The organism is Xanthomonas campestris pv. campestris str. ATCC 33913 (assembly GCF_000007145.1).
Classification (GTDB): Bacteria; Pseudomonadota; Gammaproteobacteria; order Xanthomonadales; family Xanthomonadaceae; genus Xanthomonas; species Xanthomonas campestris.
In genome coordinates this window covers 1,586,132-1,609,714 of sequence record NC_003902.1, presented here as the reverse complement: position 1 = coordinate 1,609,714, position 23,583 = coordinate 1,586,132, and the positions used below count along the sequence as shown (strand labels likewise).

Annotated in this window: 20 protein-coding genes and 1 pseudogene; 18 read left to right on the top strand and 3 right to left on the bottom strand. The window is 65.8% G+C overall.

What is annotated here, in order from left to right; genetic code table 11:
- Positions 1 to 5 precede the first annotated feature (5 nt).
- Positions 6 to 2,615 carry a [protein-PII] uridylyltransferase gene (locus tag XCC_RS07200; protein ID WP_011036575.1) on the bottom strand — a complete coding sequence of 870 codons (2,610 nt, stop codon included), beginning with the start codon at positions 2,613 to 2,615 and terminating at the stop codon, positions 6 to 8.
- Complete coding sequence (gene map / locus XCC_RS07195) at positions 2,612 to 3,388, bottom strand: type I methionyl aminopeptidase (RefSeq protein WP_011036574.1); 777 nt, start codon at positions 3,386 to 3,388, stop codon at positions 2,612 to 2,614. Before map ends, XCC_RS07200 begins: the two co-directional genes overlap by 4 nt.
- Positions 3,389 to 3,685: 297 nt before the next feature.
- Between map and XCC_RS07190 the strand changes: the two genes are divergently transcribed.
- The 16 genes and pseudogenes from XCC_RS07190 to bamA all read left to right on the top strand — a co-directional run bounded on the left by XCC_RS07190 (position 3,686) and on the right by bamA (position 21,690).
- Entirely contained in the window at positions 3,686 to 4,210 is a 525-nt protein-coding gene (locus tag XCC_RS07190; RefSeq protein ID WP_040942357.1) for a Csu type fimbrial protein, read from the top strand.
- An 8-nt stretch (positions 4,211 to 4,218) separates the two neighbouring features.
- Positions 4,219 to 4,962 (top strand): fimbrial biogenesis chaperone, encoded by a 744-nt coding sequence (locus XCC_RS07185; RefSeq protein ID WP_014507246.1) that lies wholly within the window; start codon positions 4,219 to 4,221, stop codon positions 4,960 to 4,962.
- A 16-nt stretch (positions 4,963 to 4,978) separates the two neighbouring features.
- On the top strand, positions 4,979 to 7,327 hold the full coding sequence (locus XCC_RS07180) for a fimbria/pilus outer membrane usher protein (RefSeq protein WP_011036571.1): 2,349 nt from the start codon (positions 4,979 to 4,981) through the stop codon (positions 7,325 to 7,327).
- Positions 7,324 to 8,358: a Csu type fimbrial protein gene (locus XCC_RS07175; RefSeq protein WP_016944178.1), complete on the top strand. Its 1,035-nt coding sequence runs from the start codon at positions 7,324 to 7,326 to the stop codon at positions 8,356 to 8,358. Before XCC_RS07180 ends, XCC_RS07175 begins: the two co-directional genes overlap by 4 nt.
- Before the next feature lie 48 nt (positions 8,359 to 8,406).
- Positions 8,407 to 8,745 carry a hypothetical protein gene (locus XCC_RS07170; RefSeq protein WP_016944177.1) on the top strand — a complete coding sequence of 113 codons (339 nt, stop codon included), beginning with the start codon at positions 8,407 to 8,409 and terminating at the stop codon, positions 8,743 to 8,745.
- A gap of 1 nt (position 8,746) precedes the next feature.
- Positions 8,747 to 9,463 (top strand): fimbrial biogenesis chaperone, encoded by a 717-nt coding sequence (locus tag XCC_RS07165; RefSeq protein WP_011036568.1) that lies wholly within the window; start codon positions 8,747 to 8,749, stop codon positions 9,461 to 9,463.
- Positions 9,464 to 9,760: 297 nt separating this feature from the next.
- Complete coding sequence (gene rpsB, locus XCC_RS07160; protein ID WP_011036567.1) at positions 9,761 to 10,588, top strand: 30S ribosomal protein S2; 828 nt, start codon at positions 9,761 to 9,763, stop codon at positions 10,586 to 10,588.
- A gap of 170 nt (positions 10,589 to 10,758) precedes the next feature.
- On the top strand, positions 10,759 to 11,637 hold the full coding sequence (tsf, locus tag XCC_RS07155; RefSeq protein WP_011036566.1) for a translation elongation factor Ts: 879 nt from the start codon (positions 10,759 to 10,761) through the stop codon (positions 11,635 to 11,637).
- 284 nt (positions 11,638 to 11,921) lie between these two features.
- Positions 11,922 to 13,444: pseudogene (locus tag XCC_RS07150) on the top strand (sensor domain-containing diguanylate cyclase).
- Positions 13,445 to 13,551: 107 nt separating this feature from the next.
- Positions 13,552 to 14,274, top strand: coding sequence for a UMP kinase (pyrH, locus tag XCC_RS07145; protein WP_011036563.1), 723 nt, complete (start codon positions 13,552 to 13,554; stop codon positions 14,272 to 14,274).
- A gap of 236 nt (positions 14,275 to 14,510) precedes the next feature.
- Positions 14,511 to 15,068: a ribosome recycling factor gene (frr, locus tag XCC_RS07140; RefSeq protein ID WP_011036562.1), complete on the top strand. Its 558-nt coding sequence runs from the start codon at positions 14,511 to 14,513 to the stop codon at positions 15,066 to 15,068.
- A 17-nt stretch (positions 15,069 to 15,085) separates the two neighbouring features.
- Complete coding sequence (uppS, locus tag XCC_RS07135; RefSeq protein WP_043877807.1) at positions 15,086 to 15,847, top strand: polyprenyl diphosphate synthase; 762 nt, start codon at positions 15,086 to 15,088, stop codon at positions 15,845 to 15,847.
- Entirely contained in the window at positions 15,844 to 16,671 is an 828-nt protein-coding gene (locus tag XCC_RS07130; RefSeq protein WP_011036560.1) for a phosphatidate cytidylyltransferase, read from the top strand. Before uppS ends, XCC_RS07130 begins: the two co-directional genes overlap by 4 nt.
- A 2-nt stretch (positions 16,672 to 16,673) precedes the next feature.
- Positions 16,674 to 17,864: a 1-deoxy-D-xylulose-5-phosphate reductoisomerase gene (locus XCC_RS07125; protein ID WP_011036559.1), complete on the top strand. Its 1,191-nt coding sequence runs from the start codon at positions 16,674 to 16,676 to the stop codon at positions 17,862 to 17,864.
- A 26-nt stretch (positions 17,865 to 17,890) separates the two neighbouring features.
- The gene (gene rseP / locus XCC_RS07120) at positions 17,891 to 19,237 is read left to right on the top strand and encodes an RIP metalloprotease RseP (RefSeq protein ID WP_011036558.1); all 1,347 of its coding nucleotides are present in this window, start codon (positions 17,891 to 17,893) and stop codon (positions 19,235 to 19,237) included.
- A gap of 83 nt (positions 19,238 to 19,320) precedes the next feature.
- The gene (gene bamA, locus XCC_RS07115; RefSeq protein WP_019237827.1) at positions 19,321 to 21,690 is read left to right on the top strand and encodes an outer membrane protein assembly factor BamA; all 2,370 of its coding nucleotides are present in this window, start codon (positions 19,321 to 19,323) and stop codon (positions 21,688 to 21,690) included.
- An 82-nt stretch (positions 21,691 to 21,772) separates the two neighbouring features.
- Here bamA and XCC_RS07110 read toward each other — a convergent pair whose 3' ends face one another.
- Positions 21,773 to 21,973 carry a hypothetical protein gene (locus XCC_RS07110; protein WP_011269917.1) on the bottom strand — a complete coding sequence of 67 codons (201 nt, stop codon included), beginning with the start codon at positions 21,971 to 21,973 and terminating at the stop codon, positions 21,773 to 21,775.
- A 127-nt stretch (positions 21,974 to 22,100) separates the two neighbouring features.
- Between XCC_RS07110 and lpxD the strand changes: the two genes are divergently transcribed.
- Together lpxD and fabZ are read left to right on the top strand one after the other, a co-directional pair.
- On the top strand, positions 22,101 to 23,114 hold the full coding sequence (gene lpxD / locus XCC_RS07105; protein WP_011036555.1) for a UDP-3-O-(3-hydroxymyristoyl)glucosamine N-acyltransferase: 1,014 nt from the start codon (positions 22,101 to 22,103) through the stop codon (positions 23,112 to 23,114).
- A complete protein-coding gene (gene fabZ / locus XCC_RS07100) occupies positions 23,111 to 23,572 on the top strand; it encodes a 3-hydroxyacyl-ACP dehydratase FabZ (protein ID WP_011036554.1) in 462 nt (153 codons plus the stop codon). The genes lpxD and fabZ overlap by 4 nt, the downstream gene beginning before the upstream one ends.
- Positions 23,573 to 23,583: the final 11 nt, after the last annotated feature.

Below are 23,583 nucleotides of genomic sequence, written 5' to 3'. Positions count from 1 at the left end.
GGAACTCAGGTGGGGTCGAGACAGGCGCACAGCGCATCGCGTAGCGCCTGCCGGGCAGCATCGGGCAACGGGCGATCGTGCTCGTCGGTGATCTGGAACTGGTCTTCGGCGCGCTCGCCGAAGGTGGCAATGCGGGCGTCGTGCACGCGCAGGTGCTGCATGCGTAACACGTGCGCCACGTCGGCCAGCAGGCCCGGGCGGTCAGGCGCCACCAGGCTGATGCGGGTGCGCCTGCCACCGGCACTTTCGCTGAATTCCACCCGCGGGGCGAAGCGGAAATGCCGCAACTGACGCGGCACCGCGCGCCGTGACGGGCGCACTTTGAGCAGATCGCCCGCCAGTACCTGGCGCAGGGCGGCGGCCAGGCGCTGCGGGTCGCCATCGGCGGAACTGTCCTGCGGCAGCACTTCGAACACGTCGAAGATCGCATCGTGTGGCGCGTCCAGCACGCGGGCGCGGTGGATGCCGTAGCCCTTGCGGTCCAGCGTGGCCACGATCGCCGAAAATAATCCATCGCGGTCGGGCGAATACACGAACACTTCCAGCGCGTCGTTGTCGGGCACCGCGCGGCGCGCCTTGACCAGCGTCTGGCCGATCTGCACCTCGATCAACGAGGCCGCTTGCCAGGCCAATTGCTCGGGCCGGAAACGCAGGAAATTCTCGTCCGGCATGCCCGCAAACTGGCGATCGATGGTGGCATCGTCATGGCCTTGCGCCTGCATCAGCGTGCGTGCGGATTCGCGCGCTTCGCGCAGGCGTTCCTCACGCGGCGGCGGGTGTTCCAGACCTTCGCGCAAGGCGCGGCGTGCGGCGAAATACAGATCCGCCAGCAACCGGTCCTTCCAGGCATTCCACAGTTTGGGGCTGGTGCCGGCGATGTCGGCACAGGTCAGCAGATACAGGTAATCCAGGCGCTCGCGCGTGCCCACCAACGTGGCAAAGCGGTGAATCACCTCCGGGTCGGAGATGTCCTGCTTCTGCGCGGTGACCGACATGCGCAGGTGCTGCTCCACCAGCCACGTGACGAGCTCGGTATCGCCTTCGCTCAACCGATGCGCCAGGCAGAACGCGCGCGCATCCACCGCGCCGAGTTCGGAATGGTCGCCGCCGCGGCCTTTGGCAATGTCATGGAACAACCCCGCCAGCAACAACAGCTCCGGCTTGCGCAGGCGCGGCCAGACTTCATGGGTGATCGAAAAACGCTCGTCGGCGCGGCCGGCGGCAAACAGCGCGATGTTCCGCAGCACCATCAAGGTGTGCTGATCTACCGTGTAGACATGGAACAGGTCGAACTGCATGCGCCCGGACACACTGGCGAACGCGGGAATCCACTGGCCAAGCACGCCCAGCCGCGCCATGCGATTGAGTGTTTCCACCGCACGCGGGCCGCGCAGCAGCGCCATGAACCGGTCGCGCGCGATGGCGTCGGCAACGTCGTACGCAGGTAGATCGCGCAACACTTCGGCCAGCGCGCGCGCAGTCAACGAATGCAGCCCGCGCACCTCGCGGTGGGCCGCCCATTGCGCGAACAACGCAAACACCTGCACCACATCGCCATCCGGCCAGGTGTCGGCATCGGCGGTGAGATAGCCGCGGCGCAGGCTGAAACCGGCGTCCAGTTGCACCGGCACCGCTTCGCCATCGAACTGCTCTTCGAAGCGCTGCAGCAGGCGGTCGCTGATCCGGCGAATCAACGCAGCGCTGCGATAAAAGCGCTGCATCATCTTTTCCACGCCCAGGCTTTCCGGGTCGTCGGCAAAGCCCAGCCGCTCGGCCAGGGTCTTCTGGTAATCGAAGCGCAGGCGTTCTTCCGGCCGGTTGGCGACCAGGTGCAAGCCGTAGCGCAGGCGCGCGAGCTCTTCGCGTTCGCGCCGCAATGCGGCCGCTTCGTCCATGCCGACATGGCCCAGCCCGACCAGCGCTTCCAGGTCCTTGACCCCGAACGCGCGCAAGGCCATCCAGCCCAGCGTCTGCAGGTCGCGCAGGCCGCCGGGGCCGTCCTTGATGTCCGGTTCCAGGTTGTCGGCGGTGTCGCCGAAGCGCTGATGCCGCGCGTGTAGTTCCTCGCGCTTGGCCTGGAAGAACGCGCGCGGCGGCCACACCTGCTGCGGCGCGATCGCTGCGGCCAGCGCCGCACGCGCCTGCGCATCGGCCACCAGCGGGCGCGATTCGATCAGTGCGGTGAGCACGGTCTGGTCAGCGGCCGCACTCGTGCATTGCGCGGGGGAACGCACCGCATGGCTGATTGGCAGGCCCACGTCCCACAACAACGCAAACAAGCGCGCCAGCGCCTGCTCGTGGCGTTGTTGCGCAGCGGTCTCGCCCAGTACCAGCAGGTCCACATCCGAACGCGGAAACAGTTCACCGCGCCCGTAGCCACCCACCGCATGCAAGGACAGCCCGGCGTCGGCGGGGATACAGCGCGTCCACGCATTGCGCATCAATTGATCGACGGCGCGCGCGCGCAAGGCGAGCAGGCGCTCGGTCGGCTCGCCCTGGTCGAAGCGCTTGCACAGTCGCATGTCCGCATGCACCAGCAGCGGCCGGGCCTCGGCGGCCCAGTCGGCGTCGCCGGCGACGCCCGGATCGGGTCGGTCCGCCGGCGTTGCGGTCATGCCGGCGCGGAGGCGTTGGGCGACAGCGTCAGCACATCCACGCCGTCTTCGGTCACCGCCACCATGTGTTCCCACTGCGCGGACAACTTGCGGTCCTTGGTCACCACGGTCCAGCCGTCCGGCAGGGTCTTATGGTGATAGGTGCCTTCGTTGATCATCGGCTCGATGGTGAAGGTCATGCCCGGCTTGAGCACCAGGCCCTCGCCCGGCCGGCCGTAATGCATCACCTGCGGTTCGTCGTGATAGACCTTGCCGATCCCGTGGCCGCAGTAATCGCGCACCACGCTGAAGCGCTCGGCCTCGGCGAATTTCTGGATGGCATGGCCGACATCGCCCAGCGTCGCGCCCGGCTTGACCGCACGGATGCCGCGCCACATTGCCTCGTAAGTGGTTTCCACCAGGCGCTTGGCCATCACCGACGGCGTGCCCACGTAATACATGCGGCTGGTATCGCCATGCCAGCCGTCCTTGATGACGGTGACATCGATATTGACGATGTCGCCTTCCTTCAGGACCTTGGCCGCGCTCGGGATGCCGTGGCAGATCACGTTGTTGACCGAGGTGCACACGCTCTTGGGAAAGCCGCGGTAGCCGACATTGGCCGGGATGGTGCCCTGCACATTGACGATGTGGTCGTGGCAGATGCGGTCCAGCTCGGCAGTGGTCACGCCTGGTTTCACATGCGGGGCCACCACGTCGAGCACCTCGGCGGCCAGACGGCCGGCGACGCGCATCAGTTCGATTTCTTCTTTGGTTTTCAGATTGACGCTCATGTGGCGGATTATCGCCGATTCCGAGCGAATCTGAATGACTCCACGCTTTGCGCGGCACGCTCGCGCTCGCCGGCGGAAATCCGGCGCAAGGGGACCGGAATTGTGACGAAGGTCTTCACGCGTCAAAACTGCGTGAAACGGAGTCATCCGTAGGACATCGCATTTTTTGCTAAAGACCCAAAAAAAACAGCGGGATAGCTAACCGATTCATGGTTATCTTTGGCACGGCGGATGCATTACGAGGAGGGCGACGACTTGGTCGCGTCATCAATGACCTATTCGGTCAAGGAAATGTCCATGCGTAATGTCCGCCCTGTCTTACTCTCTCTCGGCCTGCTCTCGACCGTCGGCATCGCGACAGCAGCAGACACCACCACCTTCAACGTCAAGATTGCCGTGACCAAGGCCTGCACCATCACCGCGGCATCGGCCACGGACGTCGACTTCGGCTCGGTGCTATCCACCTCTACCGCCAATGCCGATGCAAACGGCAGCGTCACCGCTCAGTGCACCGCATTGACGCCTTACAACATCGCCCTGAGCGCGGGTAGCAATGCCGGGACGGCCAACGATGTGACCACCCGCCGCATGAAGAACACCGATGCACTGGTCACCACCAACAACTTCGTCGCTTATCAGCTCTACCAGGACCTGGGCCGCAGCACAGTGTGGGGCAGCACCAGCGGCACCAATACGCTGAGCCGCACCGCCACCGGCATCAATCAGATCTACCCGGTGTACGGCCGCGTGACCAACCCGTCCGCCGGCAACCCAGCCACTGGTACCTACCAAGACACCATCACCGCCACGATCATCTATTGAGCCCACGCATGCCGCTATCGCTGCTTTCGCCACTGCGTCCGTTGTTGTTGCTGGCTTTGTCCGGCCTTTGCCTGGCTACCCAGTCGACCACAGTGCGCGCCGCCAGCCTGCAATTGGCGCCCACCTCGCTCACGCTGACCGCCCAGCAGAGCGCCGATGGATTGTGGCTGAGCAACAGCGGCAGCGCGCCGGTGCAGGTGCAGACCCGCGCCTACCGCTGGACCCAGCGCGAAGGCCAGGATCAGCTCGATCCCACCCAGGAACTGCTGATCAGCCCACCCATGCGCACGCTGGCCGCTGGCGAGCGGCAGTTGATCCGCGTGATCCGCGCCGGGCCGCCGCCACGTGGTGAAGAGGTGTGCTACCGCATCATTGTCGACGAACTGCCCAGCGTCGACGCAGACCGCAACGGCATGCAGTTCGTGCTGCGTTACTCGGTGCCGATCTTCGTGCTACCGCCCGGCATCGCCGCGCCCACGCCGCGGCTGGACACGCAACTGGTGGCCGGCAGCGACGGCAACGCGCAGATCCAGATCCGCAACACCGGCAACGGCCATGCACAGGTGGCCGATCTGCGGCACCTGATCGATGGCAAGGCCAAGACGGAGTTGAACGGACTGGTGGGCTACGTCCTGCCCGGCCAGACCATGCGCTGGTCGCTCGGCGCGCCGCTGGCACAGTTTGGCCGCGGCGCCATCACCGCAAGGATCAATGGTGAGGCTGACGAACGCACCCTGCTGGCCGCGCCGTGATGTGGCGCGGCTGACGATGACGCTGCTTGCCGCCGCCATCGGTCTGCAGAACACGGCAGCCGCCGATCTGGCAGATGTGGCGTCCTTGCCGGATCCTGCACCGCAGACCGGTGTCTTGGCCGCGCAGACCTTGTATCTGGATGTCAGCGTCAACCAAGCCGATCGCGGCCTGGCACCGTTCGAGCTGGTGGATGGAAATTTGCGTGCGTCGGTGCAGACCTTGCGCAAACTCGGCTTCATCCTGGACGGTCAAGCGCCCGAGGCGCTGGTCGACCTGGACCGCATGCCCGACGTCGAAGTGCGTTATGACGCCGCCCTGCAGCGGCTGGCCCTGCAGGTCCCGCTGGCGCAGCTCTCGCTGTCCACCACGGTGTTGAAGAGTGAGGAAGTCGCTCCGCCCAGTGCCACCGCCTCGCCGGGCGCGCTGCTCAACTACGACCTGTATGCCAACCGCAACGCGGGGGCCAGCAGCGTCTCGCTGGCCACCGAACTGCGCGGCTTCGGTCTGGGCCGGGGCATGGTCGAAAGCACGGCCGTGTTCCAGACCTACAACCGCGCGCAAGACCGCGGCTGGCGCGGCGAAGCCGTACGCCTGGACAGCGCCTGGCAGATGGATTTCCCCGACACCGCCACCAGCCTGCGGGTGGGCGATTTTTATAGCGGCTTCGTCGACTGGAGCCGGTCGATCCGCCTGGGCGGTATCCAGATCGGCCGCAACTACGCCCTGCAGCCGTATCGCGTGCTGACCCCGACGCCCAGCTTTCTCGGCGAAGCCGCGGTGCCGTCGACGGTGGAGCTGTACGTCGATGGCCTGCGCCAATACAGCGGCCAGGTCCCGGCCGGCCCGTTCCAGCTCGCCGCACAGCCCGGCATCAGCGGCACCGGCCAGGCGCAGATCGTGGTGACCGATGCGTTCGGCCGCGTGCGCCGGCTGGATTTCGCGTTCTACGGCACTCCGCAGCTGCTGGCGCGCGGCATCTCCGAGTGGTCGGCTGGCATCGGCCAAGTGCGTCGCGATTACGGCGTGCGCTCGTTTTCTTACGACAGCCGGCCGGTGGCCAGTGCCAGCCTGCGCAAGGGCGTGCGCGAGGATTTCACCATCGAGGCGCATGCCGAAGCCGGCGGCGGCCTGGTCAATGCCGGCGCCGGTGGCATCTGGTTGCTTGGTGTCGGCGGCGTGTTCAACGTGGCCTACGCGCACAGCCAGATGGGCGGCTTGCACGGTGGCCAATACGTGCTGGGCTACGCCTGGAACAACCGCCGCTTCAATCTCAACTTCGCCACCCAGCGCACCCATGGCGACTATCGTGACCTGGGCGCCCTGCAGGGCAGCCTGCCGGCGAGCGTCAGCGACCGCGCGGTGTTCGGTGTCAACGTCAACCCGCTCGGCTCGCTCGGCACCAGCTACGTCCGGCTGAGCTATCCGCAGGGCGACACCTCGCGCTACGCCAGCGTGTTCTGGTCGCGCAGCTTCGGCCGCAACTGGGCCGCCAACCTGTCCGGCAACCAGAACCTGGATCTGCGCCGCGACCGCAGCCTGTATCTGTCGCTCTCCACCACCTTCGGCGGAATCCGCCAGGCCAGCGCTTCGATGCAGCGCAACGGCAACCGCACCGGCTTTGTGGCCGATGTCAGCCAACCGCTGCCGGGTGACGGCGACCTGGGCGGTGTGGGCTGGCGCCTGCAGGCACGCGCCGGCGACGACGCCAGCGGCGGGCTGGCGGAACTGGGCTGGTTGAACCGCGTCGGTCGCTACAGCCTGGGCGCTGCCACGCAGGACGGCGACACCTTCGGCTATGCCAGCGCCAGCGGCAGCCTGGTCTGGATGAACGGGCGCGGTTTCGCCGCGCGTGACGTGCAGGATGCGTTCGCGGTGGTTTCCACCGATGGCCAGCCGGGCATCCCGGTGCGCCTGGAAAACCGCCTGATCGGCGTGACCGACGCCAAGGGCATGTTGCTGGTGACCCCGCTGCAGTCGTGGCAACGCAATCAGCTGTCGATCGATACGCTGGCACTGCCGGCCAACCTGCGCGTGGACCGGGTAGACACCACGGTGACCCCGCGCCAGCAATCCGGCGTGGCGGTGCGCTTCGGCATTACGCCCGTGCGTGCAGCCATGATCGTGCTGCACGACGCGCAAGGTGTGCCGTTGCCGGTCGGCAGCGTGGTATGGCGCGAGGGCGATGCCGAACGCGTGGTGGTCGGGTACGACGGCGAAACCTATCTGGAGAATCTGCAGCAGGAGAACCGCATCCTGGTCGACCTGCCCGACGGCCGCTGCAGCGCGCAGTTCACCTACCCGGTCAATCCCACCGACATCCCGCGCGTCGGCCCGCTGCCGTGCATCGCAGAGCCGGCGCCATGAGCCTGACAGGCCTTGGCCGTTTGTTGTTCGCGCTGGCGATTGCCACGCTGTGGCTGGCCCCAAGCCAGCGCGCGCACGCGGACACAAACTGCACCGTCACGCTCGGCACGCCGCTGGCGTTTGGCAACGTGGCCGCCAACGGCACCACCGACGCGGTGGCAACGCTCAACGTGTCTTGTGCAACTGCCGCGCTCAGCGTCCTGGGCTATGCGCACGTGAGCCTGTGCCTGGATCTGGGCCCCGGCAGCGCCAGTGCCGGACTGTATGCGCCGCGCCGCATGCTCAACCCCACCAGCGACAGCCTGGATTTCCAGATCTACTCCGAGGCGACCCGTACCCAGGTCTGGGGGGCCACTGGCTCGACGACGCCCTCGCCGCGCGTACTGACACTTTCGTACGGGGTACCGCTGATCACCGGCGGCTCGCAGACCACGTCGGTCACGCTGTACGGCCGCATTCCAGCCAATCAGACCCTGTCGGTGGGCAACCACACCAGCACTTTCAGTGGCGCCGACACCGTGCTGCGGTATGCCTATACCGAAAGCCTCATCGGCATTCCGCCGGCCCCCAGCAGTTGCACGGCCGGCGGCAGCGGCGCCAAGACCGCCAGCAACGCCTTCCCGTTCACCGCCTCGGCCAACGTGCCCGCCCGCTGCAATACCTACGTCACCACCGACCTGGACTTCGGCACCATCGCCGGCAGCATTACCAGCAACATCGACCGCACCTCCACCGTCAGCCTGTCGTGCACCAACCGGACCGCGTGGAACATCGGCCTGGGCAACGGCGTGAATGCCAGCGGCAGCACCCGCCGAATGCGCCAGGCCAGCAGCAGCAACTACATCACCTACGAGCTCTACCGCGATGCGGCGCGCAGCAACCGCTGGGGCACCACCATCGGCACCGACACCCTGAATGGCACCGGCAACGGCGTCGCCCAGACGGTCACCGTCTATGGGCGTGCGCCGTCGCCACAGCTACCGGCCGCTGGCGCCTATACCGATACGGTGACCGTCTCGATCACTTACTGATGGTTAATTAAGTTCGCATCGGGCACGTCGTTATTGGCTACGTCTCCAATGCAAACGATTGCCTTCATGACGCCGTTCAACCTTCTGAAGTGCTCTGCATTACTTGCGCTGGCCTGCGCCGCCTCCACTGCCGAGGCGGCCGGCACCAGCCAAGGCCTGGAAAATTCCACACTGCATATCGGCTTGCGCGTGCTCAGCGGCTGCGAACTGCGCACCTCGCCGGCACGCGCCAACTGCTCCAAGGGCACCCCGGCGGCGATCGAACCGGCTGCCAGTGCTGCCCCCGGCACCGCTGGCACTGCCGCCAGCGCAACCGGCCAGGTCGCCAGCGCCTTGGCCGGCCCGGCGCCGACCGGTGCTGCCCGTATCACCACGGTGGCTTTCTGAGATGGCCGGCGCCTGGCCACTGACGCGTTGGCTTGCCACGGTTCTGGCCGCTGGCATGCTCCTGGTCACGTCCACCCAGGCCGTTGCCGCCGAGATCACAATCGCACCGACCACGGCGCGCATCCCCGCCGATGCCGACCAGGCCACCGTGTGGCTGTACAACCAGGCCGGCAAACCGTGGCGTGCAGAGGCAAAGCTGTATCGCTGGCGTCAGGACGGCGAGCGCGAGGTGCTTGAACCGGCCATCACTGCCACCGTCAGCCCCAGCCAGTTCGAAATTCCCAGCCAGGGCCGCCAGCTGCTGCGGGTGATCCGGCTCGGCCCCAGCCCGGCCACCACCGAAGACAGCTACCGCCTGGTGGTGACCCAGCACGCCAATGGCGATGAGCCAGAACTGCTGCGCTACTCCACGCCGGTATTCGCCCTGCCCAGCCAGTCGGGCGAGGTGCACCCGCAGTTGCACGCCAGCCTGGCCCCGTCCGGCGCCGGCCGGGCCTTGAGCGTGCACAATGCCGGCATCGGCCATGCCCGCCTGGCCGACCTGGCTTATATCGATGCCAGCGGTACCCGGTTGAGCATTCGCAACGACCTGGCCGGCTACGTCCTGCCCGGGCAGACCCGACGCTGGACGCTGCCGGCCAGCCTGCCCGCCGGCAAGGGCCGCTTCGTGGCCCGTATCAATGGCGACACCGAGAGCACCCTGGTGCTGGAGCCATGATCCGGCGCTGCACGCACCGCGGCCCCTGAGTCACATTGCATCGCCCTGCCCCGGCGGCTATACTCCGCCGGCTGTTTTGCGTTTCATGCGCAGCGCGCCGTCCACGTCGGACGTCATCGACGAATTCACACCTGCCGCCGCCATCCGTGCCGGGGTGCCCCGCAAGGGGTTCGTCACGGAGGCGACAGGGAAGCCCAACCCCGGAATTACGTGCGTCCCCGCCAGGGCTCGCACAGTCATGCGCAGGTTTTCAAACCACAGCCGCGCACGGCAATTCCGCTATCAGGAGTTTTTTCAATGCCTCAGGTCACCATGCGTCAGATGCTGGAAGCCGGCGTCCATTTCGGCCACCAGACCCGCTACTGGAACCCCAAGTTGGCGCCGTACATCTTCGGCGCGCGCGGCAAGATCCACATCATCAACCTCGAGAAGACCGTTCCGCTCTTCAATGACGCGATGAACTTCCTCTCCTCGATCGCGCAGAAGCGCGGCACCGTGCTGTTCCTGGGCACCAAGCGCAGCGCGCGCGAGTCCATCAAGGAAGAAGCCGAGCGCTGCAACATGCCGTTCATGACCCAGCGCTGGCTGGGCGGCACGCTGACCAACTTCCGCACCGTGAAGCAGTCGGTTGCCCGCCTGAAGGAACTGGAAGCCGCTGAAACCGACGGCACCTTCGAAAAGCTGGTCAAGCACGAAGTGCTGGGCCTGCGTCGCGAGCGCGAGAAGCTGGACGCGTCGCTGGGCGGCATCAAGGAAATGAACCGTCTGCCCGACGCGATCTTCGTGATCGATATCGGCCATGAAGACATCGCCATCAAGGAAGCCAAGAAGCTCGGCATCCCGGTGATCGCCGTGGTCGATACCAACTACGATCCGGCCCTGGTCGATTACGCCATCCCGGGCAACGACGACGCCATCCGCGCCGTGCAGCTGTACGCACGCGCCGCTGCCGACGCCGTGCTGGAAGGCAAGGCTGCTGCGCCGAATTCGGCGTCGGTTCGCGAAGAAGAGTTCTCGGCTGAAGCCGGCGACGAAGGCAAGGGCCGTCGCGCTCCGGCCAAGAAGGCCACCGAGAAGAAGGCCGACGCACCGGCCGCTGCACCTGAGGCACCGGCTGCCGAGTAATCGGCATGCAATGCGGCCGCACCATGCTGTGCGGCCGCAGCCCCGACGGGACCCTCGCGTCGCGTCGCTCGGGCCATTGAAGACACCCACGGGGGCGGCCAGCACGCTGCACCGTCTCCTCATTGGCGGAACACTTCCGCCGCACGTATTCGTCCATACGAGGTAATTCCATGGAAATCACTGCTTCCCTGGTTAAAGAACTGCGCGAGCGCACCGGCGCCGGCATGATGGAGTGCAAGAAGGCACTCGTCGAAAACGCAGGCGACATCGACGCCGCGGCCGAATGGCTGCGCAAGTCGGGTCTGGCCAAGGCTGACAAGAAGGCCGACCGCGTTGCCGCCGAAGGCCGCATCGCCACCGCACAGGCTGGCGGCAAGGCAGTGCTGGTCGAAGTCAACTCCGAGACCGACTTCGTCGCCAAGGACGAGAACTTCCTGGCCTTCACCGACGTCGTCGCCAACGCTGCGCTGAACTCTGACGCGACCGATGCCGACGCCCTGAAGAGCGTCAAGCTGGACAGCGGCGAGACCATCGAAGAGCGTCGCGCTGCGGTCATCGCCAAGGTTGGCGAGAACCTGCAGGTACGTCGCCTGGTCCGCATCGACAGCGCCAACAACGTCGCGGCCTACGTGCACGGCGGCCGCATCGGCGTGCTGGTCGAGCTCAAGGGCGGCGACGCCGAGCTGGCCCGTGGCATCGCGATGCACATCGCTGCGATGAACCCGCCGCACGTCAAGGCCTCCGACGTCCCGGCCGAGTTCGTTGCCAAGGAAAAGGAAATCGAGCTGGCCAAGATGTCCGAGAAGGACAAGGCCAAGCCGGCCGAAATCCTGGAAAAGATCATCAGCGGCAAGATCAGCAAGATCGTCAACGAAGTCACCCTGTACGGCCAGCCGTACGTGCTGAACACCGACCAGACCGTCGAGCAGGCGGTCAAGGCCGCCGGCGCCGAAGTGATCGGCTTCCAGCGTCTGGCCGTTGGCGAAGGCATCGAGAAGGTGGTGGAAGACTACGCTGCCGAAGTGATGAAGCAGGCCGGACTGGCCTGATTCACCGCGTTCGATGACGAAAAAAGCCGCGGCATGCCGCGGCTTTTTTTTTGCCCGCACTACGCGCTGGCGCAGCGCTGTTTGCCGCCAGGCCGCCTGCATGCGCGGCGTATGCAACCGGCCGCAACGCTACAGATGCGCGTGCCGCTGCCGCTAAAAACGAGATGCCGACCAGGCTTTCCAGCGCCCATTGCGCCTGCGTTGCAGCGCGGCGACTGCACTGCGTGGCGTGCCCAACTCAACGACCGCGGCTGTATGCTTGCGATCACTGTCGGCGATGAACCATGCAACCAGACCTCCAGGCCGCCCTGCACTACTGCCGCAACCTGCCCTCGCCGCCGGGCGTGGCGCTGCGCATCATCGAGCTGGCGCAAGACCCCGACGTCGACATGACCACCACGGCCAACGTCATCGGCATGGACATGGCGTTGAGCGCACGCATGTTGCGCGTGGCCAATTCCCCGCTGTACGCCAGCCGGCGCCGCATCGACAACCTGGGCCAGGCACTGACCATGCTCGGCCTCAATGCGACCTTGAGCCTGGCGCTGGGCTTTTCGATGGTCCACGGCGTGCGCAGCACGTTCAAAACGCATCCGCTGCACGAGCGCATCTGGCGCCGCGCCGGCCTGTGTGCGCTGGCCAGCCGCATCCTTGGCCAGGCCTATGGCATCCGCAAGCCGGAAGAGCTGATGCTGGCCGGCCTGCTGCAGGACATCGGCAAGCTGGCGCTGCTGCAGGGCACGCCGGAGGTGTACGCCCCACTGCTGGAACAGGCCCCCGATAACGCCGCACTGCTGGACGCCGAACGCGAGCATCTTGGCGCCACGCATGCCGAGGTCGGCGCCTGGCTGGCGCATCAATGGCAGCTGCCGCCGTACCTGCAGAACGCCATCGCCCAGAGCGAAGAAGAGCCGGCAAGCCTGGAACCCTTCATGGCCTGCGTGGCGCTGTCCGGGCGGCTGGCCGATATCTGGCTGTCGGCCAGTGCGGCCACCGCTACCGAGCGCGCGCAACAGCAGGCGCAGGATGTGCTGGAGCTCGATGCCGAGCGCTTTGAAAAGGTGATCGAGCGCATTGCCGAATCGCTGCCCGAACTCGAAGCCCTGTTCGATATCCGTGTGCCGCAGCCCGAGCACATCCAGTGATCTTCGAACAGGCACGCGAGCTGGCCATGCTGCGCAGCCTGCGCGAGCTGCAGGACGTGGCCGAGGCACGCCGGCATGCCGACGAATCGGAAAACCGCATGCGCCACCTGGCCGAACAGGCCAGCCGCGATGCACTGACCGGCGTGTTCAACCGCCACCAGCTCGGCACCGCGCTCGCGCATGAGTTCGAACTGGCCACCCGGCAGGCGTGGCCGCTGTCGATCGCCTTCATCGACCTGGACGACTTCAAGCGCGTCAACGATGCGCATGGCCACCTGGTCGGCGACGAGGTGCTGCGCAACTTCGCGCAGACCCTGCAGCGCATGGTGCGTACCAGCGACCTGGTGGCGCGCTACGGCGGCGAAGAATTCCTGGTGATCCTGCCCAACACCACCGCCGAGGCCGCGCTGATGGTGATCGAGCGCATCCTGGCCGAAACCGCACGCACACCGATGGCGCAATTGCCCGGCGGGCCGCTGCACATCACGTTTTCTGCGGGATTGGCCACGCACGGTGGCGGCGACCGCCAATTCGAAAGCATCGAGCATCTGTTGCAGGCCGCCGACACCACGCTGTATCGCTCCAAGCATCGCGGCCGCAACCGCGTCACCGCCTACGATGCGACCGAGGTGCCGGCGCAACCGACACCACGCGCGCACTGAGCAACACGGCACGCATCGCGCAACAAAGGAATTTTTACCACGCCCGGTGACAGGCTTCCGCTAGAATTGCCGGCGTTTGTCGATCCCCCACCCCCGAGGCCTGCCCCATGTCTGAACTTTCCTATCGCCGCATCCTTCTCAAACTTTCCGGGGAGGCGCTGATGGGGGATGGGGATTACGGCATCGACCCCAAGGTCATCAATCGCCTCGCGCATGAAGTGATCGAAGCCCAGCAGGCCGGCGCGCAGGTTGCGCTGGTGATCGGCGGCGGCAACATCTTCCGCGGCGCCGGCCTGGCTGCCAGCGGCATGGACCGCGTCACCGGCGACCACATGGGCATGCTGGCCACCGTGATCAACGCGCTGGCCATGCAGGACGCGCTGGAAAAGCTCGGCGCCAAGGTGCGCGTGATGAGCGCGATCAAGATCAACGACGTCTGCGAAGACTTCATCCGCCGCCGTGCGATCCGTCACCTGGAAAAGGGCCGCATCGCGATCTTCGCCGCCGGCACCGGCAACCCGTTCTTCACCACTGACTCGGGCGCCGCGCTGCGTGCGATCGAGATCGGCGCTGATCTGCTGCTGAAGGCGACCAAGGTCGATGGCGTGTACGACAAGGATCCGAAGAAGCACAGCGATGCGGTGCGTTACGACAGCCTGACCTACGACGAAGTGATCATGCAGGGCCTGGAAGTGATGGACACCGCCGCCTTCGCACTGGCCCGCGACAGCGACCTGCCGCTGCGCATCTTCGGCATGAGCGAGCCCGGCGTACTGCTGCGCATCCTGCACGGCGCGCAGATCGGCACGTTGGTACAGGGCCGCAGCTGAGCGACACGGTCGGGCCCGGCTGAGACACCGCGGCTCGCCAGACAGTGACCACACAGCCGCCTCCGGGCGGCTGTGCTGCATTTTCACGATGCACAGTGGGCAGGACCCGCCCGCCCGGGCCGTGCGCGCCCATGAATCCCGGCGGGCGCCTGCCGGGCTTTTTGCTGCGCTGCGCCGGCTGTCGGCGCCGCTGGCGGCTATAATCGATCAATTACGATTCACCAGGACGTTCGGCGATGCTCAACCAGATCAAACAAGACGCGCAGACGCGCATGACCAAGAGCATCGATGCTCTGCGCCATTCCCTGACCACCGTGCGCACCGGCCGCGCCTCGCCGGCGCTGCTCGACAACATCAAGGTCAAGGCCTACGGCACCGACACCCCCCTCAACCAGGTCGCCAGCATCAGCGTCTCCGAAGGCCGCTCGCTGGTCATCAGCCTGTTCGACAAGGGCATGATCAAGGACGTCGAGAAGGCAATTTACGCCTCCGACCTGGGCCTGACCCCGACCGTGGTCGGCACCGTGATCCGCCTGAACCTGCCGCCGCTCACCGAAGAGCGCCGCAAGGAGCTGAGCAAGTCGGTGCATGGCGAAGGCGAAGACGCCAAGGTCGCCATCCGCAACATCCGGCGCGATGCCAACCAGCAGGTCAAGGATCTGCTCAAGGACAAGCAGGTCACCGAGGACGAAGCGCGCGGCGCCGAAGACGATATCCAGAAGCTCACCGACAAGGCCATCAAGGACGTGGATGAGGTCGTCAAGGGCAAGGAACAGGAATTGATGACGGTCTGACCGTGGCGTCCACTGCCATGCATTCGGAGCCCTCCGCTGCCGCGGTGCCGCGCCACCTTGCCATCATCATGGATGGCAACGGGCGCTGGGCGCAGCGTCGGCGGCGTCCGCGCGTGATCGGCCACCGTGCCGGCGCGCGGGCGGTCAACCGCACCATCGATTTCTGTCTCGACAAGGGCGTGTCGGCACTGACCTTGTTCGCGTTTTCCAGCGAGAACTGGGGCCGCCCGCAGGACGAAGTCGACGCACTGATGAAGCTGTTCCTGCATGCACTCGATCGTGGGGTCGAAGAGTTGCAGCGGCGTGGCGTGCAGGTGCGTTTCATCGGCGACCGCAGCCGCTTTACCGCGCCACTGCGCGACCGCATGGCCGGTGCCGAGCGCATCACCGCGGCTAACACGCGGCTGGTGCTGAGCATCGCCGCCAGTTATGGCGGCCGCCAGGACATCGCCATGGCCGCGCGTGCGCTGGCCGTCGAGGTCGCGGCAGGCCGGTTGCAGCCGGAGCAGATCGACGAAGCCTTGCTAGCCAGCCGGGTCGCCCTGGCCGACCTGCCTGCGCCGGACCTGTTCATCCGCACCGGCGGCGACACCCGGATCAGCAATTTCCTGTTGTGGCAGCTCGCCTACACCGAGCTGTGGTTCACCGAAACCCTGTGGCCGGAGTTCGACGCCGGCGTGCTGCAACAGGCTCTGGACGACTATGCCGGGCGCGAACGCCGCTTCGGCCTGACCAGCGCCCAGATCGCCGAGAAGGCGACGGAGGCGTCTTCCGCATGACCCAGACCCGTGTGATTGCCGCGCTGATCATGGCGCCGCTCGCCATCTGCGCGATCGTGCTGCTGCCCACCCAGTGGCTGGCGGCGCTGGCGGCGATCCTGTTCCTGACCGGGCTATGGGAGTGGCTCAAGCTGTCCGGCATCGACGACAGCCTGCCGCGCACCGTGCTGCTGATGCTCAACCTGCTGCTGATGGTGCTGATGGTCTGGGCATCGGTCGGCTCGATGGTGCTGTTCCAGATCGCTGCCCTGGTGGGCGTGGGCTGGTGGCTGGTGGCGCTGCTGTGGCTGCGGTTCTTCAACTTCGGCGCCGACCACGGCAATGGCCAGGCACGCGCGCTCAAGCTGGCGGCCGGCACGCTGGCGGTCCTGCCGGCCTGGGCCGCGCTGGTGCTGCTGCACGCCAATCCCGACAAGGGCAACCTGTGGCTGCTGACCGCGCTGACCATGGTCTGGGCGGCCGACTCGGGCGCGTATTTCGCCGGGCGGCGGTTCGGCAAGCACAAGCTGGCACCGCGGATCAGCCCCAACAAGACCATCGAAGGCCTGCTGGGCGGGCTGGTCGCCGGTATTGCAGTGGCCTGCGCCTTCGGCTGGCTGGCCGGGCTGACCCTGGCGCATGTGCCGCAGCTGGTGCTGGTGGCCGCGGTCGCGGTGCTGGCCTCGGTGCTGGGCGATCTGTTCGAAAGCCTGCTCAAGCGGCATGCCGGCGCCAAGGATTCGGGCACGGTGATTCCCGGCCACGGCGGCGTACTGGATCGGATCGACGGCGTGCTCGCCGCGCTGCCGGTGTTCGCGCTCGGCAAGGAAATTCTCGGATTCTAGGCATGTCAGGTTCTTCTCTTCGTCGGGTCGCCGTGTTCGGCGCGACCGGCTCCATCGGTGCCTCGGCACTGGACGTGATTGCCCGGCATCCGGAGCGGCTGCGTGCCAGCGTGCTGTCGGCCGGCAGCAAGGTCGATGCGCTGCTGGCGTTGTGCGTGCTGCACCGCCCCGCCCACGCGGTGATCGCCGACGCCGCGTTGTATCCGGCATTGCGCGATGGTTTGCGCGCCGCCGGCCTGACCACCCAGGCGCATGCCGGTGATCAGGCGCTGGACGCGCTGGCGGCCAGCGATGCCTGCGACACCGTGGTGGCGGCGATCGTCGGCGCCGCCGGCCTGTCGTCCACCCTGGCGGCCGCGGCCGCCGGCAAGCGCCTGTTGCTGGCCAACAAGGAATCCCTGGTGCTGGCCGGCGAGCTGCTGACCCGCACCGCGGCTGCGGCCGGCGCGGAGATCATTCCGATCGACAGCGAGCACAGTGCGATCTTTCAGTGCCTGCGCTCCTGCGACGCCAGCCGCGGGGTGCGGCGGGTGATCCTGACCGCCTCCGGCGGGCCGTTCCGCGGCCGCCAGCGTGCGCAATTGGCCGAAGTGACGCCCGCCCAAGCGGTGGCGCACCCGAAATGGTCGATGGGGCCGAAGATCTCGGTCGACTCGGCCACGCTGATGAACAAGGGCCTGGAAGTGATCGAGGCGCACCATCTATTCGGCCTGCCCGGCGAGCAGATCGACGTGCTGGTGCACCCGCAGAGCCTGGTGCATTCGTTGGTGGAATTCGTCGACGGCTCCACCTTGGCCCAGCTCGGGCTACCGGACATGCGCACCACCCTGGCGGTCGGCCTGGCCTGGCCGGAGCGCGTCGAGTCCGGCGTCGGCGGCCTGGATCTGCTGCAGCAAGGCCGGCTGGACTTCGAAGCTCCGGACACCGAGGCGTTCCCGTGCCTGCGCCTGGCCTGGGACGCCTTGCGCGCCGGCGGCACCGCGCCGGCGATCCTGAACGCAGCCAACGAAGTGGCTGTTTCAGCGTTTCTTCAGGGCAAGGTGGGTTTCCTAGCCATCCCTGCGTTGGTCGAACACACGCTGACAACGCTTCAGCGGCAGAATGCCGATACCCTGAATGCTCTCCTTTTCGCCGATGCCGAAGCACGGCGAACCACTGAACGCGCCCTCGCCCATCATTCCCTTCATGCCTGATCGAACCACGCTGCCGAGTTGCATCCATGGGTGATTTCATCGGTTCGGTCTGGTGGATGATCGTCAGCCTGGGCGTGTTGGTGACCTTCCACGAATTCGGGCACTTCTGGGTCGCGCGCCGCTGCGGCGTCAAGGTGCTGCGTTTTTCGGTCGGTTTCGGCAAGCCGCTGTGGATGCGCCGCGACCGCCACGGCACCGAGTTCGCGATCGCCGCGATCCCGCTGGGCGGCTACGTGAAGATGCTCGACGAGCGCGAAGGCGAGGTGCACCCGGCCGAGCGTGAGCAGGCCTTCAACCGCAAGACGGTGTGGCAGCGCATCGCGATCGTGGCCGCCGGGCCGATCGCCAACCTGCTGCTGTGCATGGTCATGCTGTGGGCGATGTTTGTGATCGGCAAGCAGGATTACTCGGCCACCGTCGGCCGCGCCGATGGGCTGGCCGCCGCCGCCGGGCTGGTGCCGGGCGAGCGCATCGTGCGCATCGATGGCCGCAGCGTCAGCAGCTGGAGCGATGCCAGCATGCAGCTGACCACCGCGGCCATGGACCGCCGCGACGTGCAGGTGCTGACCGCAGCGGAGGAAGGCGGCAACAGCGAGCACACGCTGCGCCTGTCGCAGCTGCCGGCGGGGTTCGACGAGCGCCGCGTGGCCACGCTGGCCGGCATCGGCTGGCAGTTCATGCTGCAGCCGCCGGTGGTGGACAAGGTGGTCGCCGGCTCGGCGGCCGACGGCGTTCTCAAGCCGGGCGACCGGATCGTGGCCATCGACGGCCAGCCGATCCGCTCGGCCGGCGAAGTGCCCGCCCAGCTCCAGGCGCTGGGCACGCAGGGCGGCACCGGCATGATCGAGGTCGCGCGCGAGGACGACCGGCTGGCGCTGGAAATTGCCCCGCGCAAGTCGCCCGAAGGCCAGTGGATGCTGGGCGTGGGGTTTGCGGCCACCGCGGCGCCGGCCTACGACAGCCGCCAGCAATACGGGGCGTTTGCCGCGGTACCCGCCGCGATCCGCGAAACCGGCAAGATGACCGCCGATTCGCTGGGCATGATGAAGCGCATGCTGACCGGCCAGGCCTCGGTGAAGAACATTTCCGGCCCGGTCACCATCGCCCGCGCCGCCAACGCCTCGGCCGAACGCGGCGTGGACTGGTTCCTGTATTTCCTGGGCCTGCTCTCGCTCAGCCTGGCCATCATCAACCTGATGCCCATCCCAATCTTGGACGGTGGGCACCTGCTGTATTACCTTATTGAGTTGGTCAAGGGCAGCCCGATCAGCGAACGGGCCATGATCGCCGGGCAATATGTCGGCCTCGCGGTCCTGGCAGGCTTGATGGGTCTGGCGTTCTACAACGACATCCTCGGCCTGGTTCCACGATGAAGCTGCTCCACTCTTTCCGCCTGTTGTCGTCGTCATACGCCGGCACCCAGCAACACCCGCAATCGACTCCAACCGGATGTGACATGACGCGTCTTCCCACTCGCCGCCTGCTTGCCCTCGCTCTTGCCGCCGGCCTCAGCCTGCCAGCCGCCGCAGCCCTGGCCGCCGAGCCGTTCGTCGCCAGCGACATTCGCGTGGACGGCCTGCAGCGCATTGCATCCGGCACCGTGTTCACCTACCTGCCGGTGAACCGTGGCGATACCGTGGACGATGGCAAGGTCGCCGACTCGATCCGCGCGCTGTACCGCACCGGCTTCTTCGAAGACGTGCAGCTGGATCGCCAGGGCAACATCCTGGTCATCACGGTCAAGGAACGCCCGGCGATCAACAAGCTCACCGTGACCGGCAACAAGGACATCAAGTCCGAAGAGCTGCTCAAGGGCCTGGGCGACATCGGCCTGACCGAAGGCGGCACCTTCGACCGTCTGAGCCTGGACCGCGTGACCCAGGAGCTGACCCGTCAGTACAACAACCGCGGCAAGTACAACGTCGAGATCACCCCGACGGTCAGCCCGCTGGACCGCAACCGCGTCGATGTAGCCATCGCGATCAAGGAAGGCAAGGCGGCCAAGATCCGCCACGTCAACCTGATTGGTACGGAAAAGTTCGCCAACGAAGACATCCTGGAAAACTGGGAATCCAAGGAGCACAACTGGGCCTCGTGGTACCGCCGCGACGACCAGTACTCCAAGGAAAAGATGTCCGGCGACCTGGAGAAGCTCAACTCCTGGTACCTGGACCGTGGCTATGTCGACTTCAGCGTCGACTCCACCCAGGTGTCGATCAGCCCGGACAAGCGCGACATGTTCGTCAGCGCCGGCGTGACCGAGGGTGAGCAGTACAAGATTTCCGAGATCAAGGTCACCGGCGACACTGTATTGCCGCAGGCCGACATCGAGCGCCTGGTGATCCCCAAGGCCGGCGACATCTTCTCGCGTGCCTTGCTGGAATACACCTCCGATGCCATCACCAACACGCTGAGCAACGTCGGCTACGCCTTTGCCAAGGTCAACCCGATCCCCACGCCGAACCGCGAAGACCGCACCGTTGCAGTGAACCTGCAGGTCGTGCCGGGGCCGCGCGTGTCGGTGCGCCGCATCCTCTACAAGGGCAACAGCCGCACCTCCGACGAGGTCTTGCGCCGCGAAATGCGCCAGTTCGAGAACACCTGGTACTCGCAGGCCGCGATCGACCGTTCCAAGATCCGTCTGCAACGCCTGGGCTACTTCGAGAGCGTGGACGTGGAAACCCCCGCGGTGCCGGGCAGCAACGACCAGGTGGACGTGGTCTACAACGTCAAGGAAACCACCTCAGGCAGCTTCGTCTTCGGCCTGGGCTTCTCGCAAGCGTTCGGCGTGACCACCTCGGTGCAGCTGTCGCAGAACAACTTCCTGGGCGGCGGTAACCGGGTGGCAGTGGAAGCCTCGCGCAGCACCTTCCAGCAGCGCTATGCATTCTCCTACACCAATCCGTTCTTTACCGACGACGGCGTGTCGCTGGGCTACAACCTGTCGTGGCGAGAGCTGGACTATTCTGACTTCAATACCGCCCAGTTCAACAGCACGAATGGGTCGGCACAGGTGGTGTTCGGCGTGCCGATCACCGAGAACGATACTGTCTCGGCGATGATCGGCGTCGATAGCAATCAGATCACTACCTTCCCGGGTACGACGCCGCAGGCAATTGTCGACTACATTCAAGCGATCGGCACCGATACTTTCAAGGCCGTGCGGACTGAGTTCGGTTGGGCGCGTGATACTCGCAACGACTTCTTTATGCCGACGCGCGGCATGTATCAGCGTGTTGGCCTGGAAACCACGCTTCCTGGTTCCACGGTGGAGTACTACAAGCTTAATTATCAGATTTCGAACTACTGGCCGATCATTCCTGCGATTGTTCTCAATACGCGGTTTGAGTTGGGCTATGGCGACAGCTACGGCAAGGACAGTTCTGGCGTAATCACCAACGCCGACGGCACCACGCGTCCGGTCACCGCCACCGGCCTGCCCTTCTACGAGAACTTCTACGCTGGCGGTACCAATTCGGTGCGCGGCTTCGAAGACAACACGCTGGGACCGCGCTCGGAGGCGATCAACGGATTCAACCGTGGTCAGCCACTCGGCGGCTCGTTGAAAACGGTGGGCTCGGTGGAAATGTATTTCCCGAAGTTGTTCGACAGCCCGTCGGCGCGCATCTCGGCGTTCTTCGACTTCGGCAACGTTTACAGCGACGTGGATGCTTTCAAGGCCAATGAGCTGCGTGCCTCAACCGGTGTCGCACTCCTGTGGCGCGCCCCGGTCGGCCCGATTTCGATCAGCTATGCGTTCCCGCTGAAGAAGGAAGACAACGACGAAATCGAGCGTCTGCAGTTCACCTTCGGCGGCCAGTTTTAAATCGTACGCAGCAAAACAATGGGCGGCCCGACTACTCGGGCCGCCATTGTTTGTTTACACCAGGTCTGTTTTCGGCACGGACTCAGTAGGTGCTGAGGTAGTTGCTCCACACGGTGCCCAGGCAGTCGGCGGTGCCGCTCCAATCGGAGCTGTTGACGCACTGGACCTGCTGGTCCCACAGGCTCTGCGCATTGGCTTGCTGTTCCGAGAAGTCATACGCGGAGGCGGTGCTGACCGCACCCAGCAGGACCAGGCTTCCGAAGACGGAGAGGACAGTTTTCATATGCTTCTTCCTAGGTGTGCCGCACGATTGCGACCACGCAAGGGATACGCCCGGAGTTTTAGTCACTTGTTGGTTGCGTTTTCTTTTCGTAAAACCAGCGCCTTCATGTTTAGAAGAGGTTCACCTGATGCGTTTGACCGCCAGTGAGATTGCCGCGCAATTTGGTCTGACCGTTGTCGGCGATGGCGCCACCGAAGTCAGCGGTGTCGCCACCCTGGCGCACGCGGGAACAGGGCAGCTGAGCTTCCTGGCCAATCCGCGCTATCGCCCGCAGTTAGCCGAAACGCAGGCGTCAGTGGTGATCCTGCGCGCTGACGATGCCGAGTCTGCGCAGGGCACAGCCCTGGTTGCCAAGGACCCGTACACCGCATTCGCCAAGATCGCCGCGCTATTCGATGTCGCGCCGGTGCGTGCGCCCGGCATCCATGCCTCCGCGGTGATCGACCCGACCGCCACCGTGTCGCCAACTGCGCATGTCGGCCCGTTTGTGAGCATTGGCGCGGGCAGCCGCGTGGGCGATGGTTGCGTGATCGGCGCCGGCAGCATCATCGGCGAAGACTGCGTGGTCGATGACGGATGCGAACTGATTGCCCGCGTTACCCTGGTGACCCGTGTTCGCCTGGGCAAGCGCGTGCGCGTGCATCCCGGCGCGGTGCTCGGCGCCGACGGCTTTGGCCTGGCGATGGACGCTGGCCACTGGATCAAGGTGCCGCAGCTGGGCGGCGTGGTGATCGGCGACGATTGCGAAATTGGCGCCAACACCTGCATCGACCGCGGCGCGCTGGAAGACACCGTGCTGGAAGAAGACGTGCGCGTGGACAACCTGGTGCAGATTGCGCACAACTGCCGCATCGGCGCGCACAGTGCGATCGCCGGCTGCACCGGTATCGCCGGCAGCGCAAAGATCGGCCGCTATTGCCTGCTGGGCGGCCACGTTGGCGTGGTTGGCCATCTGGAGATCTGCGACAAGGTGGTCATCACCGGCAAGTCGGTGGTGCGCAATTCCATCCATGAGCCCGGCGAGTACTCGTCCGGCACCCCTCTCACCGACAATCGCACGTGGCGCAAGAATGCCGCGCGCTTCAAACAACTCGATGCGCTGGCAAGGCGCATTCTGGCTGTGGGCAAGGAGAACCAATGAGTCACCCCATTTACGAGCTGCCGATCGACGTCAATCAGATCCAGACGCTGATCCCGCACCGCTACCCGTTCCTGCTGATCGACCGCGTCATCGAGCTGGACCTGGAAGCCAAGCGCATCGTCGGGCAGAAGAACGTCACCATCAACGAGCCGTTCTTTCAGGGGCACTTCCCGACCCGTCCGGTGATGCCGGGTGTGCTGATCATCGAAGCGCTGGCGCAGGCCGGCGGCGTGATGACCCAGCTCGGCCTGGGCCGCGATGCGCTGTCCAAGCTGTTCTACATGGTCAAGGTCGACAACGCCCGCTTCAACAAGCAGGTGGTGCCGGGGGATGTGCTGATCCTGGAGGTGCAGATGAAGCGCCTGATCCGCAACATGGGATGCTATTACGGCGAAGCCAAGGTCAACGGCGAAATCGTGGCCAGTGCCGAAGTCATGTGCGCCGGCGCCAGGGAATAACCCGTTTTTGG